This is a genomic window from Type-E symbiont of Plautia stali, from assembly GCF_059731115.1.
On sequence record NZ_AP035907.1, the window covers coordinates 242944 to 259491 of the forward strand.

Here is a 16548-nt window from a genome sequence, read left to right on the forward strand (position 1 = left end):
GAGCACCATGGAGCATCGCATGACCCTGCATACCTTACCTGACGCCATGCCAGGCGCGCCCGCTGCGCCTGAGAAAACCCTGAATCCCCAAGAAATGGATCGCAGCGAACACGCGGCGGCTAAAGCATTCAGGCGAATCCTGCCTTTCATCTTTATCTGTTACGTGATCAGTTATCTGGACAGGACCAATGTCAGCTTTGCCGCGCTGGGCATGAATGCCGATCTAGGGATAACGGCGGAGCAGTTTGGTTTTGGCGCAGGGATGTTCTTTATCGGTTATTTCCTGTTTGAGATCCTCAGTAATTTGATTATGCAGAAAACCGGGGCACGCATCTGGATTGCGCGCATCATGATTTCGTGGGGGTTGATTTCGATGGCGACGGCGTTTGTGACGGGGCCAACCAGTTTTGCCGTCGCGCGTTTTTGTCTCGGCATGGCTGAAGCAGGCTTTACGCCAGGCATCTATCTGTTTTTCACTTACTGGTTTCCCGGCACCTGGCGAGCAAAAATCACTGCTGCGTTTTTGGTGGGCATCCCGGTGGCAAACATCATCGGTGCCCCTATTTCGGGGGCGCTGATGCAGATCACCAGCCATGAACACATCCATAACTGGCAGTGGTTGCTCTTGATTGAAGGCGTGCCAGCCGTGTTACTTGGCATCGCGTGTTTGTTCTTCCTCGACGATAAACCGGCTAAGGCGAAATGGCTGACTGACGATGAAAAAAGCCTGTTGCAACGCAGATTGGATGAAGAACAACAGCGCATCGCTGACAAACATGGCGACAGCATGCGGCACGCGATGCGTAATCCGCTGCTGTGGCTGCTGGCATTGATCAATTTTTGTGGGATAGTCGGTTCGATTGGTGTCGGCTTGTGGATGCCACAGATCATCAAACAGATGGGCGTCAGTCACACAGCGACCGGTTTTCTCACTGCTTTACCGTACGTTTGCGGGGCACTCAGTATGTTGTTCTGGGCACGAAGAGCAAACCTTTCACCACATCGCATTCGTTGGATCAGTGGAGCGTTAGTGATGGCTGCCATAGCATTATCTTGCAGCGCGGTGGTGTCAGAACCGGTGCTAAAAATGCTGGCACTTTGCATCACTGTCAGCGGCATTCTGGCCTTTCAGGCATCGTTTTGGGCGCTGCCATCGGGTTTTCTAACCGGCAATGCCGCAGCGGCTGGGTTGGCCGTGATTGTTTCAGTGGGCAATCTGGGCGGTTTCTTTGGCCCTTCACTGATTGGATACGTTAAACAGATGTCAGGCGGCTTTATGTGGGCACTGTTAGCAGTATCGGCAATATTGCTATTCGGCGCACTGGCGGTGGCTCAGGTTCGCGATCCTTACAAAAACGCCTCATGAATGACACAAGATTGCCGCGCCCTTCAGGGCGCGGCAAGGTAACTTAGGTGCCGGTATGGCTCTGATATCCCACCGGGTTACCGTTGTCGTCAAACACCTCATAAATCACGCTCTCACCCACCTGAACCGGTTGCGCTATTGGGAGGGTGACCGAACCAAACGGCGCCACCAGCACATCATCCACTTTAAGCTTATTGGCAATCTGTAATCTTAAGCTCATATACCACGCCGTTGGATTCTCTAGTGTTAGCTGGCGTTCGTGCACGATAAAACGCAGCTTCTGCACATCTTCAGGCTGAGGCACGCCCAGCGCCGCCGGTCGGATAAAAACCTTAAGCCGCAACCGCAGCGGCAACAGGATTTTTTGTTCTGCGCTGCCTGTTTGCCTGCTCAGCGCGGGAATCTGATAAATATTCAGCCAGTAAAGGCTCTCACGATCCTCCGGCAACGACTGGCGTGAAGTGAGCACCAGACGAATTGCACGCTGCTCATCAGGTGCGAGTTTCATCATCGGCGGCATGGCAAAAATGGGTGCACTGCTCAATTCCGGGGACTGCATCAAATCACCGTCATCGCTCCAGATCTGTACCACGGAGGGGGTTTCCGCACCGTTCTTTATATTTAGCGCCTGGCTGCTCTCACCGGCATTAAAAATGATGCGTGTTCTATCCACATTCACCACGGCCATGGCGTGAGCAGCGAATAACAGGCTGCTCAATGCCATTGTGTTACTGAAAACTGACCACCACTTGCAACTGCGCATTGACTGTCCCTGCTGTTACTGTTTGTCCACTTATGGCTTCGAGCGAAGCCAAAAAATCACCGCTGTAAATATTGCTGCTACCGGAAGAGACCAGCGAGGTGAGATCCGTATAGGCATACCAGCCGCGCGTATTCCCGGTGCCGGTGCTGGCGAGGTTAGGTAATAAGTTAATGGCAGAACCACTGGCGTTATAAATTTTGATGCCCACACCCGAGGCCACGCCGCTGCTGCCATATTGATTATCCAGCAGCCAGGTCAATCCGCCGCCGCTGGTGGTCAAACCCAACTGTGTCGCTTGTGACACCGCGTTAGGTTGATTCACCAGTAAGCCCATCGCGACATTGGCGGCAGTGCTGGTGGATGTGCTGGTGCTGGATCGCGCGCCCGATTCGCACTGCAGCGAGATCGAAAACGGTACCTGACTGCTACCGCCTGCTTTGAGCGCGTTCACACTGATGGTTGGCAGCAGCACCACAGACGGGTAATTCTGGACTTCACACAACGCGCCCCGCACATAGGTCACGTTGCGATACGTACTCCAGGCGGCGGGCCAGTTGCCGTAAAACCCGTACCAATAGCTGGCGCTGTCCTGGCCTACTGCCAGACTGTTGGTGTCCAGACCTGGGCCTTTAAATGCAATATAGCCGCGCGGCTGCGTCCAAAGATCGCTGTAGCGATTATCGCCATTGGCGTAATAGCTGGTTGAACTGATTTTGAACATTTCGTACAACACGTTGCTAAACGCGCTGGCCGGAATGTAAAGGTAGGTGCCGTCAGAGTACCAACTGTCGGCGGTAAACTGGCGTGACTTCCAGTAGCGGCTGTAATACTCACCGGTGGTCAGATTGGTCATGCGCACTGCCACGTTTTTCGCCACGTCGTAATAAGCGCCGCTAACCTCGCTGCTGGCATACATGCCAGCATAGGCGCTGTCACCGTTGGTGGCGTACATCTCATACAAACTGCCCGCATCCGCTACTGCACAGCGGTAGAGGATCTGATTCGGGCTGTAAGCGGTGTTGCTGGCGGAGGTGAGAAACGAACCGACTGAACTGGCCAGCAACGATCCTGCGGGCTGAAAGGATGTACCGCTGTTGATGCTGATCACCGATGGCAAACCCAGGTTGCCTGAACAGGTATCACAGGCACCCGTCCAGGACGATGCGGTGTAGCCGGCTGCCAGAGCGGCGGCTGAAAGCGATGAGGTGCTGGTGACTTTGATGCAGTTTGCCCATAACGTCAGCGGCAGCATCAGCAGCACAACGAGGAGATATTTAATTTTCACGAGTTATAGCGTCCTGCAAATACCATTGAGGAGGATAAGCGCCTGTTGCGTCTTTCCGGTGATTTGATAATTGACGGCACAGCGTTGGGTTTTGCCATCCCAGCTGATTTGCAGACTGCCGGAGTCATGTGGAACGCGTGCGTAAAGCTGGTTTCCCTGACCGACAACGCCAATCACGGTGTTGGAGGCATCACGCACTTCGGCGCCCATCGGCGGTGCCATCCCCTCGGTGGTATTCAGTGAAATCAACACCGCGGTGCCGCGTAAGGTGGCAAAACTCACCTGACTCACGGCACCGGCATAAGGAACCACACGCTGGCTTCCGCCGTTTAACTCAGCATCGGCGCGCATGTGCAACGTATTGAGGCTGACCGTGTTTTCACGATAAGGGGTGAGCGAGGGCAGCAGCGCATAACCGTTGTAGTCAATGACGGCTCCTTGTCCGTTTTGTACCGTCGCACCTTGGGCGCCCTCGGCATGGATCAACGCGAACGTATCGCTGGTGTAAGGCCCCGCAGTGAGACCGCCACGATGCAGCAGTAAAGTGCCAGACGTGCCTAAACCGACCTGGCGATAGTGATCTCCCTGGCCGTAGTTGGCGTGGATGGCGCCAAAACGGGTGTTTTGCTGCAGGTTGCCCCCAAAGGAGCTGGCTTCTCCATTGACGCCATTGCGGTAATGCTCCGTTCCTCCGTAGAGCGAATAGGAGAAATCGCGCTGTTCGCCTGCCGAACCTGTTAGTGTCGCCATCGAAGACTGGCTCTGTTTTGACTGGTTGTAGTTGTAGGCCACAGATGAAAGACCCGCACCCCAGTTAAGCGGTACTGAAATATTCACTGAAAGGGTATTTTCGCTGTAGCGCTGCTGACGGCTGCTGTTGAGATTATCGTTGACGCTCACATTGCCTTGCTGGGTATTCCACCAGGTGCGTTGACGCGCCACATTGATACCGTAACTGATATTGCGCCAGCTGTTGCTATAGCCGAACTGCAACTGGGTGATACGCGACTGGTTGTTGTAATAGTCGGCGGTGCTGGCGCTTAAACTGACCAGGCCATACGCATCCATTGATTGGCTGAGTGTCGCCGATAAGCGATTACGCTGGTTGAGCGAGTCTGAGTAGTAGTTGATTTCCGCTTGTTGCTGGCGTCGAACCCCTAAAACATCCTGCAGGTCGCGAAATCCACGAGTCGAATATCGATAAGCGGCCAGGACCAGGTTGGTGCCAGTTTGAAAGGTTTTGCTGTAGCTTAACTCTGCGCGCCAGCCCGAGGTGCGCTGGTCATTTTCGGCCTTTGCCTGGGAAAACGTGGTGTTGAGACCAAATGCACCTGCGCCGGTTGCCCAGACACCTCCCAGAAGCCACGCCTGGTAATCTTCCGCCAGCCGTGAACCGACGGTTGCCGTCAAACTATTACTGACGCCGCGCTGCATCACACCCTCAAAAAAAGCGTTATTCACAGCGTAATATTGGCGCACACGGCCCAGCGCCAGCGAGTAATGCCAGTTGCCCGGACGCACCGAATCAGGAACCGAGGAGTAGGGCACCGTAAAGGTGGCGATTTTACCGTTGGCTTCAATTACCTCGACTTCAAAATCCCCCTGACTGCGGGTGTTGTTCAAATCATCAATGATAAACGGGCCAGGCGGCACCACGGTTTCATAGATGACCTTGTTCAACTGTTTCACAATAACACGGGCGTTAGATGAGGCGATGCCTCGAATTTCAGGGGCATAACCGCGTCTGCCTTGCGGCCACATACGTTCGTCAGTGGCGAGTTTTACGCCATTAAACGGCAGGCTGCCAAACAGCGAGCTGTCTGTGTAGCTATCGCCAAGGGAAAGCTGGCTATTGATCGACGTCAGTGGCCGTTGCACCCAGGTTCGTACCTTGTTGTAGCGATAGCTGCTACCACCCACACTGCTGCTGAGATAGCGAAGATTGCCCTGATGACGCAGCTGCCAGTTGGCGACATTAGTGCCTGCGGTGATCCCGCTCCACAAATATTGATAGCGGTAGGCAGCCGCGCTGTTTTCCGTCCAGGTGTAATTGGTGTTGTGGCGCAGAAATAACGCGGTCATCCCGCCATCCCACTGTTCGGGCGGAATATAACCACGCGGCGTGCGCTTAAGCGCTGACAGGGGCAGCGTGATATTCAGGCGTAACGCGGCGGCATCAAAAGCCCAGCTCCCTTGTGGCGTCCAGTCAGCAAGCGGGGCGCACTCGCGATTTATTGGCTGTGTTGGAACCTTTTTTAACGGCAACATTTTCACCAGGGAAAAGGGTAAGCATGGCTCGACCTCTTTTCCTTGTGCCGGGGGCAAAAATTCCAGCTTCACGCTGGATGACACGAGGGCATTATTGACATAAACATCGACCAGATAATGCCCCGCGGGCAACTCGCTTTGGTTGAATTGCGCGATGTTCTGACCGAAAGCAGAGCCTTTAAACAGCGACGGATCGAAATAATATTCTTCACTGTGCACGGCTGTTGAGAAATAGAATGAAACGGTCAGAAAGAATAAGGGGAATTTTAATTCATTGGGAGTTGATGGGGTAATTTTCACTTATTCTGGCTCCCTGATCGTTAATCGCGTCGAGTCTGACGCTGCCTACACCCTGTAAGCGTTGTTTGGTATGACTGAACCAGCAGGTATGCATGGAGAACGGGGCAACCATTACAGGTTCACACTCATAATTTTTTCCCGCGATACGCAGGGAAATAGCGACGAATGAAGCATGCCAGGGCTGCGCATTATCGATCTGTAATCCGCTGCCTTTTTGGGAATCGATTAGAGTGCGGACTTTAATACCCGATAAAATATTGCCCGGTTTGCCTATTGCCGCAGGGCGATAAAACAATTTCACCCGATTGCGCAGCATGACCGTCATGGCATTCTTATCGGCGGCAGCCTGTGATGCAGGCGGAATTTGCAGCATGTTAAACCAGTAAACGGACTCTCGATCCTGAGGCAGTTTGTCTGGCTGGCTGACGACAATACGCGCGACCTGCCCTGATTTCGGCTGAATACGAAATACCGGCGGCGTAGTGATAAAGGGCACGCGATTAATCTGCTGTGGTTTGGCATCCATATCACCCTCATCAAACCAGGTCTGAATAACATAGGGAATGCTATCGTCGTTTTTAAATTGAATGTTGATGGAGCTGACCGGTGCCGGATAAATGATCCGACTGCCCAGCAGCGTGACGCTTGCTGTTGCCGTCGCTGACATCACGCTGAGAAATAACGCGCCCAGGGCATTGCGTAAATACATACAGACGATCTCATGGCATGCAGCGCACGCCCGGATATCCGAACGTACGCTCATTAATTATTACTGGTAAGTCACCGCGTATTGTAATGAAGCAGCCACGGTTCCGGCAGCGGCGACACCATTGGCATAATATTGCGCGTTATAAGTGGCCGAGGATTCGGTCTCATCGGCGGCAAGCGTCAGGTCGCCATCACCGGTATAGCCGCCCGTCAGGTTAATCACCGCGTCTTTACTGTCCACCAGTTGGACCTCAACATTTTTTGCAGTGCCGGTATTCGCCAGGTTGCCATTGGCCGTCACGTTATTACCGACAAACACCGTTGAAATTTTTGTTGAGGAAGCTGAGTTGCCGGTACAACCGGTCAAACCTACGGTAAAGGCGGTTTGTCCGGCGACATCACCGCTGGCAGCCAGATCGGATTTACTCACGGTGGGCATCAGCACCACCGGTGAGGCCGCATTGCCATTCACCGAGATGGAACAGGTTTCATCAGCCACTTCACCCTGGAAATTAATGGTGTTATCGGACGCTGCAACGGCAGAGGCCGAGAAAAGGGCACCGGTGATAACCAGTGAAAGCAGTGTTTTATGTGTTTGCGTCATTTCGTGTAATCCTTTTACTTAGTGACCCGAGATCAGCTGATTAAGGCTGGTACCGGTCTTTCGTCGAACCGAATCTTTGATGTTGTAAATTTTTTTCATCTCATGGTTCATTGCTATCGAAATGGCAGACAGTGAATTACCTTTCAAGGCTAAATCCAGAAAGGTCACTTCCTCATTCGACAGTGCATTAACTCTCCTTGTTGCGCCTCCTTTTAAACCATAATAGGTGCTGTTAATCACCTTCTTGATATCCTCTAACCGGTCTTCACAATAAATAACGGAGTGGATTCCCTCTCTCTTTATCCAGTGTGCAGCCAGAGCGGCCAGCGGACGATCGGAGACTAAAACGATCGTTAGCCCGGTGGATTTCAGATAATCAATCCAGTTTTTATTGGTGAGATAACGTAAGTTTTCTCGCGAAAAATCAACGAATATACATCCCCGGCAAAACACACTTTCATAGCGGCCAGCGACTAATGAAAGTACACCTTTAATCAAGAAATGATTGTTCCCCGGCCAAATCGCAATTTTTTGTATTGGACAGCGATTAAGAATATCGTTGTTTCGGTTCGTCAGCTGGCAGCCATATTTGCAACTGGCACAGCGTAAGTCCTCTCGTGTGGTATTTTTCATAACAAACTCATCCGCTCCTGTAAGAGCTGCGGATATCCTGGCAGGATAATTGTTTTTATTCAACGAGTTAAGAAAATAAGTCATTTCTTACCCTCAGAAAAGTCTTAGGTTGTACGGGATGGTGATTTTTAAAATTCCATTGTATTTTCTCAACTTGGCATGATCGTCATCGTTTCATACCCCTATAGAGTTAAGAACTTTCTAAATCCCCCAGGATTAATGGTGAAAATCGGCTTTTGGGATCAAAATTTAGATAGCATTAATTGCTAAATAATTGAATGTTCGTCAGTGTTGAGCCTGATTATCTTTGGTGTGAAAAGTGAGATTTCAGGGTTTTTAATTTTTATTTGATGTAATGAAAACTGCCTCTGGTCTGTGGGTTGTGATGCGGCGAGGTAATTGAGTAATGAAGTTCACCTTGCGGAAGGGGATATTTATTTCTCTTAGGATTATTCTTACATCTAATGCAGGGTGGATTTGATCTTAAAATGTCCGCGCGGAGAAGATTTTTACATATCATTAGCAATCTTGTGGCCGCTTTGATTAGTGCAATTAATCAAATCGGATGAAGGTTCAGCTTACTGGCTATGATTTATCTACGAAATATTTTATTTGGCTAAATCAATTGTTAACATCTGGTGTTTATTTAATTGATAAAAAACGACTGTGCATTTAGGAGGACCAGGCGACAAATATTGTCTGGTTGAGGTTACGTTGTGAATTAACGCTGAATTATGAGTCGGGCCAGCGACATTCGTCACTCATGGTTTGTGCCAGTGCGGCGGCAGCATGGGAGAGCTGGTGCTGCTTCAAGCGCAAAATGCCCACTCGCCGCTCAATCAGTGGTGAGACCAGCGGCACACAGACCGCACCCAACTCGCGCATCTGCTGAATGCAGAGTGCAGGTACGGCGCTGGCCCCCAATCCACTGGCGACCATTTTTCCAACGGTGACCAATTGATGACTTTCGTAAGCGACGTCGAGTCTTCTTCCTGCCTGTGCCAGTGACTGCTCAAGCAGCAGACGCACCGCCGAAGGACGCTGCAAGGTAATGAAATCCAGATGCAGCAGTTCACGCCAGCTCAGCTGTGGCTTATCCGCTAACGGGCTATCAGCGGGCACCACGGCAACAAAGCGGTCGCTACCCAGCGGGGTGAAGTGCAGCGCATCGGCCAGTTCGGGTTCAAAGGCGACACCCATCTCCACGCGTCCCTCCTGCACCATCTCCAGCACCGTTTCATTGATCACGTCATGCACCGCGATATTGACGCCGGGATAGCGCTGGCGAAAAGCCTTCAGCACCGCAGGCAGCAGGTTGCCAGCAAAAGAGGGCATGGCGGCAATCGACACTTTCCCCAGTTGCAGCGTAAAACGCAGATGCATCGCCTCTTCGGCATTTTCCCAATCCGCCAGCAGCCGTCGTGCCATGGGAAAAAAGATCTCACCTTCCGGCGTCAGTGATACGTGGCGGGTGGTGCGCATAAACAACGGTCCACCCAACGCTTCTTCTAATCCGCTGATCGCCAGGCTCAGCGCCGGTTGCGAAATCGCCAGACGTTCGCTGGCCTGGGCAAAACTCAAAGTGTGAGCGACCGCTAAGAACGCGCGTAACTGCTTGATAGTCATTTTCATTTTTCTTTTTGTTAACTTTATGTAAAACAACGATTAACAGAATATTAATAAGAAAAGTAAATGAAAGGCCAATAAAAACAAAATTAACAAATCATTTTTGTGACGCGAGGATGGCTTTATTCGGTGAGCTGAGGAGATGTACAGCAATGGCAGGATTAGACAAACGCGTCACCAGTTATCAGCAGGCGCTGGCTGGATTGCAAGACAACATGACGCTGCTGGCGGGGGGATTTGGCCTGTGCGGTATTCCAGAAAATCTCATCGCCGAAATTCGTCAGCAGGGCATTAAGGGGCTGACCGTGGTCTCGAATAACTGCGGGGTGGATGGCTTTGGCCTCGGGCTGCTGCTGGAGAATCGGCAGATCAAAACCATGATCGCCTCTTACGTCGGTGAGAACGCGTTGTTCGAGCAGCAGATGCTCAGCGGTGAACTGGAAGTGATTCTCACGCCGCAGGGTACGCTGGCGGAAAAAGTGCGCGCAGGCGGCGCGGGTATCCCCGCATTTTATACGGCCACCGGCTATGGCACGCCAGTCGCAGAAGGTAAAGAAGTCAGAGAATTCGATGGGCGCCACTACATTCTGGAACAGGCGATACGCGGTGACTTCGCCATCGTCAAAGGCTGGAAAGCGGACTGGTACGGCAATGTGATCTATCGCCACACCGCGCAGAATTTCAACCCACTGATGGCAATGGCTGCCCGTGTCACCGTTGTTGAAGTTGAAGAGATTGTGGCGCCAGGTGAACTGGATCCAGCAGCTATTCATACGCCGGGCATTTATGTCGATCGCCTGATACAGGGCAACTTCGAGAAACGCATTGAGAAACGCACCCTGAGTGAAGGAGGCGCACATGCTCACGCGTGAACAGATGGCGCAGCGCGTGGCACAGGAGCTACGCGATGGTGATTACGTCAATCTCGGCATTGGTATGCCGACGCTGGTGGCCAACTACGTACCTGAGGGCATGGACGTAATGATGCAGTCGGAAAACGGTTTGTTGGGCATGGGGGCGTTTCCCACCGAAGCCGAACTGGATGCCGACATGATCAATGCCGGCAAACAGACGGTGACCGCAAGAAAGGGTGCGGCAATCTTCGATTCGGCACAGTCTTTCGCCATGATCCGCGGCGGCCATGTTGATCTTACCGTGCTGGGCGCGCTGGAAGTGGACGTCAGCGGCAACATCGCGTCGTGGATGATCCCCGGAAAAATGGTCAAGGGCATGGGCGGTGCGATGGATCTGGTGGCGGGTGCGGAAAACATCATCGTGATGATGACGCACGCATCAAAGCATGGCGAATCAAAACTGCTGTCCGAATGCACTTTGCCGCTTACCGGCGTCGGCTGTATTCGTAAAGTGATTACTGAACTCGGCTGGCTGGAGATTGAAGAGGGCGCTTTTGTGCTGCGTGAGTATGCGCCGGGCGTCACGCTCGATGAGATCCGTGCAAAGACGGCCGGGCAATTACGCATCGCCGATGATGTCCGTGAAATGCGTTTTTCCCAGGAGGCATCATGAACGAATGTGTGATTGTGGCAGCCACCCGCACGCCCATCGGCCGTTTTCACGGTGCGCTGGCGTCTCTTACTGCTGCAGAACTGGGCCAGCAGGTGATTGCCACACTGCTGAAACAAACCGCGCTCGATCCCACGCTAATCGATGAGGTCATTATGGGGCAGGTACTCACCGCTGGATGCGGGCAAAACCCTGCGCGCCAGGCGGCTGTGGCGGCGGGTGTGCCTTACAGCGTGCCAGCCAGCACGCTGAACATGGTATGTGGCTCAGGGCTGAAAGCGGTGATTCAGGCCGCGCAAGCCATTCAAAGCGGTGCCGCCGAGATCATTATCGCGGGCGGTCAGGAGAGTATGAGCCAATCCCCTTATCTGCTGCCGGAGGCGCGTGGCGGCTGTCGTTTGGGTCACAGTCAACTGATGGACAGCGTGATCCACGATGGTTTGTGGGATGCGTTTAACGACTACCACATGGGGATCACTGCCGAGAATCTTGCCGACGAATACCACATTAGCCGTGCCGATCAGGATGCCTTTGCCTTGCAATCCCAACAGAAAGCGGTAGCGGCACAGCAGCAGGGCGCCTTCCGTGCAGAAATCACGCCCGTCACGGTGGCGCAGGCTAAAGGCGAGACATTGGTGATCGGTGAAGATGAACAGCCACGCGCGGACAGTTCAGCCGAGCGGCTGGCGCGTTTGCATCCCGCCTTTAAAAAGGACGGCAGCGTGACCGCAGGTAATGCTTCCAGCCTGAATGATGGCGCGGCCGCCGTGCTGTTGATGTCAGCATCACGCGCCGCCGCATTGGGGTTACCGGTGCTGGCGCGATTGACCGGAAGCGGCATTGCTGGCGTGGATCCGGCGGTGATGGGTATCGGCCCGGTGGCTGCGACCAACAAAGCCCTGAAACAGGCTGGTTGGGAGCTGGATCAAGTGGACTTAATCGAAGCTAACGAAGCCTTTGCCGCTCAGGCTCTGGCGGTAGGCAAAGCGCTTAACTGGCAGCCGGAACGGGTCAATGTCAACGGCGGTGCCATTGCGCTGGGTCATCCGATTGGTGCCTCCGGCTGCCGCATTCTGGTGACGCTCATTCATGCCTTGCAGCAGCGTGAGCTGAAGCGCGGTCTGGCAACGCTGTGTGTTGGCGGCGGCATGGGCGTCGCCCTGGCGGTTGAACGCCCGGATTGAGGCGGACCGATTCAAATTATTGGCAATGTCTTTACCTTCAACCCTACAAAATAATAAGGAAGCAACATGAGTGTCGTTATTGCCCTCGCTGCGCTTGGGTTGCTGATGTTAGCCGCCTATCGCGGCTATAGCGTAATTTTGTTCGCCCCGATTGCCGCGCTGTTAGCGGTGCTGTTAACCGAACCGGCTGCGGTCGCGCCGGTGTTCAGCGGTCTGTTTATGGATAAGATGGTGGGCTTTGTGAAGCTCTACTTCCCGGTGTTTCTGCTGGGTGCCATCTTTGGCAAGTTGATTGAGCTATCCGGCTTCTCACGCTCGATCGTCACGGCGGCCATTGCGCTGCTAGGGCGTCGCCATGCCATCCCGGTGATTGTACTGGTGTGCGCACTGCTGACGTACGGCGGCGTGTCGCTGTTTGTGGTGGCCTTTGCCGTTTATCCGTTTGCCGCAGAACTGTTTCGTCAGAGCAATATCCCTAAGCGCTTGATTCCGGCAACGGTGGCTCTGGGTGCGTTCTCCTTCACCATGGATGCACTGCCCGGCACACCACAAATCCAGAACATCATTCCCGGTAGTTTCTTCGGCACTAACGCCTGGGCAGCACCGTGGCTGGGATTGATCGGATCGCTGTTTATTATCGTGGTGGGCTTGCTGTGGCTGGATCGGCAACGCCGTCGGGCACAGGCCAACCAGGAACCCTATGGCACTAACCTGAAGAATGAGCCAGAAACGGCGGAAGATGTTCGTTTGCCGCATCCGCTGATCGCCATTCTGCCGCTGATTCTGGTCGGAGTGCTCAATCTCTGCTTCACCTGGTGGATCCCGTCGTGGTACGGCGCGCAGAGCAGCATCACGCTACCGGGAAATCCCACGCCGATCCTCACCGATATTAAGAAAACCACCGCGATTTGGGCAGTACAGGCGGCGCTGCTCAGCGGCATTCTGGTGGTGCTGATTTTTGGCTGGCGCAACATTCGTGGTCGTCTGGCAGAAGGCAGTCGTACGGCGGTCGCCGGTGCGTTACTGGCGGCGATGAATACCGCCTCCGAGTACGGTTTTGGTGCGGTAATCGCTGCGTTGCCGGGCTTTGTCGTGCTGTCTGGCGTGCTGCAGGCGATTCCCAACCCGCTTCTCAATGAAGCGATCAGTATTACCGTGCTGGCGGGGATCACCGGTTCGGCATCGGGTGGGATGAGTATTGCGCTGGCAGCGATGGCAGAACACTTCGTGCAGGCGGCGCAGGCCACGGGGATTCCGATGGAAGTGCTGCACCGCGTGGCGGCGATGGCCAGCGGCGGGATGGACACACTGCCACACAATGGCGCGGTGATCACCTTGCTGGCGATCACAGGGTTAACACATAAAGAAGCGTATGGTGGCATCTTCGCCATCACCATTATCAAAAGTCTGGCCGTGCTGTTTGTGATTGGGGTGTTTTACCTCACCGGCATTGTCTGAAGGAGGATGAATCGATGCAATTAACGGGAAAAGTGGCACTGGTGACCGGGTCTACCAGCGGTATCGGATTAGGTATCGCGGAGCAACTGGCACTAGCGGGCGCCACGGTGATACTCAACGGTTTTGGCGAAGTGGAACACGCGAAAGCGATTATCACGGCCACCGGGGCAACAGTGGACTATCACGCGGCAGACATGTCCGATCCGCACCAAATCGCCGCGATGATTGAGTGGGCAGAGGCACACTATGGTGCGGTAGATATTCTGGTAAATAATGCCGGTATTCAGTACACCGCGCCGGTGGAATCTTTCCCGGTAGAGAAGTGGGATGCGATTATTGCCATCAATCTCTCTTCGGTGTTCCACACCAGTCGCGCCGTATTACCCGGTATGCAGGCACGTCACTGGGGGCGCATCATTAATATCGCCTCCGTGCATGGGCTGGTAGCATCGAAAGAGAAAGCCGCTTATGTCGCTGCGAAGCATGGGGTGGTAGGGCTGACAAAAGTGATTGCGCTGGAGAACGCGCAATCACCGATCACCTGCAACGCCATCTGTCCGGGCTGGGTGCTAACGCCGCTGGTGCAGCAGCAGATCGATAAACGCATTGCAGCCGGCGAGGATGCCGAAACCGCGCGCCTGGCGTTATTGTCAGAAAAACAACCTGCTCAGGCTTTTGTTACACCTGAGCAGTTGGGAGCATTGGTGCTGTTTCTGTGCAGTGAGGGCGGTGCGCAGGTGCGCGGCGCGGCCTGGAACATGGATGGCGGCTGGCTGGCGCAGTAATGCATCACGGCTTTATCCACGCGGCAATACACTCTTTCATCACGCGCAGGCGCTCATCCAGCGCCGCTTTGGCACTGAGATCCTGCTGGTAGATAATCGACAGCGTTGACTGATTGATCAGATAGAAAAAGCCCAGCGCGGAGATATTGATGTTGAGTTGCATCACATCGATATCCTCGCGCACGTTTCCTTCGACGCGTCCTCGTTGCAGCAATTGCTGGGTGATACTGCTCCAGCTCTGATTAATCTGCACGGTGATGTCAGAATCTTTGAGATGCCGCGCCTTGAGCTGATTTTCGCTGTTGAGTAGGCGAATGAATTCGGGATTTTTCAGGTAATAGTGCCAGGTGAACTCCACCAGCTGCAAAATTGCCTGATCGGCGGGGAGGTGATCGAGCATTAAGGCTGCTTCCTGCTCGCGAATGTCACGATAGGCTTCTTCCAGCACGCGGGTAAACAGTATGTCTTTGTTAGTGAAGTAGTAGTAAATCAGTTGCTTATTGGCATGAGCGCGTTCGGCGATGCTATCAACGCGTGCACCGTCGAATCCTTTCTCAGCGAACTCTGCGCGCGCGGCCATCAGTATCCGCACCTGCTTATCCGTGACATCCTCAATGTTACTCGCAACACGATCAACCAAAGCAGAATCCCCACATATCACTGTTTTACTGAGCATTATAGTGCCTCTTTTTGCGCATAAAACAAGGGCAAAAGATTTTCAACTAACTAGTTGGTTATGTGAATTCGATCAAAGTCAGGTCTCTTTCTGCCCATTATAGTGACGTCATCAACCAGTTAGTTGATTGATTATGAATCAGCGAACGGCGGAGCGTTGAAATAGATGTTGAACGTGTTACTTCCATCACAAACGACTTTGAGGTGAATACATGGCGCAGATTCCAGTGGGCATCATCATGCACGGCGTGACCGGGCGAATGGGTAAAAATCAACATCTCATCCGTTCGATTGTGCAGATTCGGCAGCAGGGCGGTGTGGCGCTGGCCAATGGCGACCGATTGATGCCCGATCCGATTCTGATTGGCCGCAACGCGGAAAAAATGGCTGCGCTGGCGCGGGAATTTGGTATCGAACGTTGGGGAACCAACATTGATGAAGCACTGAATAATCCGCATGACATCATCTTTTTTGATGCAGCCACCACCCAGGCACGTCCGGCTTTGCTGAAGAAAGCCATCAGCAAGGGGAAACACGTTTATTCGGAAAAGCCGGTAGCGATGGGGCTGGATGATGCGCTGGATCTATACCATTTCGCACTAGAAAAAGGCGTGTGTCACGGCGTGGTGCAGGACAAGCTATGGCTGCCGGGTCTGCAAAAGCTGCGTTTGCTAAATGAATCCGGCTTCTTTGGTCGCGTGTTATCGGTGCGCGGTGAATTTGGTTACTGGGTATTTGAAGGCGATCGCCAACCGGCCCAGCGTCCATCCTGGAACTACCGCAGCGAAGATGGCGGCGGCATTATCCTCGACATGATTTGCCACTGGCGCTACGTCATCGACAACCTGTTCGGTGAAATCAAAAGCCTGAGCTGCATCGGCGCAACCCACATTCCACAGCGCTGGGATGAACAGCAGCAACCTTATGACGCCACGGCGGATGACGCGGTGTACGCCACCTTCGAACTGCACAACGGCGCGATTGTTCAGATCAACAGTTCATGGTGCGTGCGCGTGCGCCGCGATGATCTGGTGACATTCCAGGTGGATGGCGTCAACGGTTCAGCGGTGGCTGGCCTTAGCGATTGCTTTACGCAGGCTAGCGTCAATACGCCAAAGCCGGTCTGGAATCCGGATATCCGTCAAACCCATAACTTCTTCGATGACTGGGCCAGCGTGCCGGATACCCAGGTCTACGACAATGCATTCAAAGTGCAGTGGGAGCTGTTTTTACGCCACGTCTGGGGCGAAGGGGAATATCGCTGGGATCTGTTGGAAGGAGCCAAAGGTCTGCAACTAGTCGATCTGGCTCTGAAAAGCTGGAAAGAGCGCCGCTGGGTTGATGTGCCATCGCTGGAACGCTAAGGAGC

The 16548-nt window shown here is 53.5% G+C and carries 15 protein-coding genes; 7 read left to right on the forward strand and 8 right to left on the reverse strand.

Annotated elements, in window-relative coordinates; genetic code table 11:
- Positions 1–46 precede the first annotated feature (46 nt).
- The gene (locus AC6I8L_RS21045; protein ID WP_374754044.1) at positions 47–1366 is read left to right on the forward strand and encodes an MFS transporter; all 1320 of its coding nucleotides are present in this window, start codon (positions 47–49) and stop codon (positions 1364–1366) included.
- Between the two features lie 43 nt (positions 1367–1409).
- Here the strand turns inward: AC6I8L_RS21045 and AC6I8L_RS21050 are convergent, their stop codons facing one another.
- The 7 genes from AC6I8L_RS21050 to AC6I8L_RS21080 all read right to left on the reverse strand — a co-directional run bounded on the left by AC6I8L_RS21050 (position 1410) and on the right by AC6I8L_RS21080 (position 9559).
- Positions 1410–2090, reverse strand: a complete 681-nt coding sequence (locus AC6I8L_RS21050) for a fimbrial assembly chaperone (RefSeq protein ID WP_167347125.1) — start codon at positions 2088–2090, stop codon at positions 1410–1412.
- A 4-nt stretch (positions 2091–2094) separates the two neighbouring features.
- A complete protein-coding gene (gene stbD, locus AC6I8L_RS21055; protein WP_058961285.1) occupies positions 2095–3381 on the reverse strand; it encodes a fimbrial usher protein StbD in 1287 nt (428 codons plus the stop codon).
- 36 nt (positions 3382–3417) lie between these two features.
- Complete coding sequence (locus AC6I8L_RS21060; RefSeq protein WP_374754042.1) at positions 3418–5982, reverse strand: fimbrial outer membrane usher protein; 2565 nt, start codon at positions 5980–5982, stop codon at positions 3418–3420.
- Positions 5954–6691 (reverse strand): fimbria/pilus periplasmic chaperone, encoded by a 738-nt coding sequence (locus AC6I8L_RS21065; RefSeq protein WP_058961248.1) that lies wholly within the window; start codon positions 6689–6691, stop codon positions 5954–5956. The genes AC6I8L_RS21060 and AC6I8L_RS21065 overlap by 29 nt, the downstream gene beginning before the upstream one ends.
- 60 nt (positions 6692–6751) lie before the next feature.
- Complete coding sequence (locus tag AC6I8L_RS21070) at positions 6752–7294, reverse strand: fimbrial protein (RefSeq protein ID WP_058961250.1); 543 nt, start codon at positions 7292–7294, stop codon at positions 6752–6754.
- Between the two features lie 18 nt (positions 7295–7312).
- Positions 7313–8011: a LuxR family transcriptional regulator gene (locus AC6I8L_RS21075; RefSeq protein WP_498014689.1), complete on the reverse strand. Its 699-nt coding sequence runs from the start codon at positions 8009–8011 to the stop codon at positions 7313–7315.
- Positions 8012–8659: 648 nt separating this feature from the next.
- Positions 8660–9559 carry a LysR family transcriptional regulator gene (locus AC6I8L_RS21080; protein ID WP_058961251.1) on the reverse strand — a complete coding sequence of 300 codons (900 nt, stop codon included), beginning with the start codon at positions 9557–9559 and terminating at the stop codon, positions 8660–8662.
- Between the two features lie 146 nt (positions 9560–9705).
- Here AC6I8L_RS21080 and AC6I8L_RS21085 point away from each other — a divergent pair, with 146 nt between their 5' ends.
- The 5 genes from AC6I8L_RS21085 (at position 9706) to AC6I8L_RS21105 (ending at position 14504) form a co-directional block, all read left to right on the forward strand.
- Entirely contained in the window at positions 9706–10425 is a 720-nt protein-coding gene (locus AC6I8L_RS21085) for a CoA transferase subunit A (RefSeq protein WP_058961253.1), read from the forward strand.
- Positions 10412–11080 (forward strand): CoA transferase subunit B, encoded by a 669-nt coding sequence (locus AC6I8L_RS21090; protein ID WP_058961255.1) that lies wholly within the window; start codon positions 10412–10414, stop codon positions 11078–11080. Before AC6I8L_RS21085 ends, AC6I8L_RS21090 begins: the two co-directional genes overlap by 14 nt.
- Entirely contained in the window at positions 11077–12261 is a 1185-nt protein-coding gene (locus AC6I8L_RS21095) for an acetyl-CoA C-acetyltransferase (RefSeq protein WP_058961256.1), read from the forward strand. The genes AC6I8L_RS21090 and AC6I8L_RS21095 overlap by 4 nt, the downstream gene beginning before the upstream one ends.
- A 66-nt stretch (positions 12262–12327) precedes the next feature.
- Positions 12328–13719, forward strand: coding sequence for a GntP family permease (locus AC6I8L_RS21100; protein WP_058961258.1), 1392 nt, complete (start codon positions 12328–12330; stop codon positions 13717–13719).
- 14 nt (positions 13720–13733) lie between these two features.
- The gene (locus AC6I8L_RS21105) at positions 13734–14504 is read left to right on the forward strand and encodes a 3-hydroxybutyrate dehydrogenase (RefSeq protein ID WP_058961260.1); all 771 of its coding nucleotides are present in this window, start codon (positions 13734–13736) and stop codon (positions 14502–14504) included.
- Positions 14505–14508: 4 nt separating this feature from the next.
- Here AC6I8L_RS21105 and AC6I8L_RS21110 read toward each other — a convergent pair whose 3' ends face one another.
- Positions 14509–15144 (reverse strand): TetR/AcrR family transcriptional regulator, encoded by a 636-nt coding sequence (locus AC6I8L_RS21110; RefSeq protein ID WP_236699764.1) that lies wholly within the window; start codon positions 15142–15144, stop codon positions 14509–14511.
- Positions 15145–15391: 247 nt separating this feature from the next.
- Here AC6I8L_RS21110 and AC6I8L_RS21115 point away from each other — a divergent pair, with 247 nt between their 5' ends.
- On the forward strand, positions 15392–16543 hold the full coding sequence (locus AC6I8L_RS21115) for a Gfo/Idh/MocA family protein (protein ID WP_058961263.1): 1152 nt from the start codon (positions 15392–15394) through the stop codon (positions 16541–16543).
- Positions 16544–16548: the final 5 nt, after the last annotated feature.

Bases quoted from the DNA above. Each gene is read 5' to 3' on its own strand.
- AC6I8L_RS21045 (WP_374754044.1), top strand. From the start codon at position 47: ATGCCAGGCGCGCCCGCTGCGCCTGAGAAAACCCTGAATCCCCAAGAA.
- AC6I8L_RS21050 (WP_167347125.1), bottom strand. From the start codon at position 2,090: ATGGCATTGAGCAGCCTGTTATTCGCTGCTCACGCCATGGCCGTGGTG.
- stbD (WP_058961285.1), bottom strand. From the start codon at position 3,381: ATGCTGCCGCTGACGTTATGGGCAAACTGCATCAAAGTCACCAGCACC.
- AC6I8L_RS21065 (WP_058961248.1), bottom strand. From the start codon at position 6,691: ATGTATTTACGCAATGCCCTGGGCGCGTTATTTCTCAGCGTGATGTCA.
- AC6I8L_RS21070 (WP_058961250.1), bottom strand. From the start codon at position 7,294: ATGACGCAAACACATAAAACACTGCTTTCACTGGTTATCACCGGTGCC.
- AC6I8L_RS21075 (WP_498014689.1), bottom strand. From the start codon at position 8,011: ATGACTTATTTTCTTAACTCGTTGAATAAAAACAATTATCCTGCCAGG.
- AC6I8L_RS21080 (WP_058961251.1), bottom strand. From the start codon at position 9,559: ATGAAAATGACTATCAAGCAGTTACGCGCGTTCTTAGCGGTCGCTCAC.
- AC6I8L_RS21085 (WP_058961253.1), top strand. From the start codon at position 9,706: ATGGCAGGATTAGACAAACGCGTCACCAGTTATCAGCAGGCGCTGGCT.
- AC6I8L_RS21090 (WP_058961255.1), top strand. From the start codon at position 10,412: ATGCTCACGCGTGAACAGATGGCGCAGCGCGTGGCACAGGAGCTACGC.
- AC6I8L_RS21095 (WP_058961256.1), top strand. From the start codon at position 11,077: ATGAACGAATGTGTGATTGTGGCAGCCACCCGCACGCCCATCGGCCGT.
- AC6I8L_RS21100 (WP_058961258.1), top strand. From the start codon at position 12,328: ATGAGTGTCGTTATTGCCCTCGCTGCGCTTGGGTTGCTGATGTTAGCC.
- AC6I8L_RS21105 (WP_058961260.1), top strand. From the start codon at position 13,734: ATGCAATTAACGGGAAAAGTGGCACTGGTGACCGGGTCTACCAGCGGT.
- AC6I8L_RS21115 (WP_058961263.1), top strand. From the start codon at position 15,392: ATGGCGCAGATTCCAGTGGGCATCATCATGCACGGCGTGACCGGGCGA.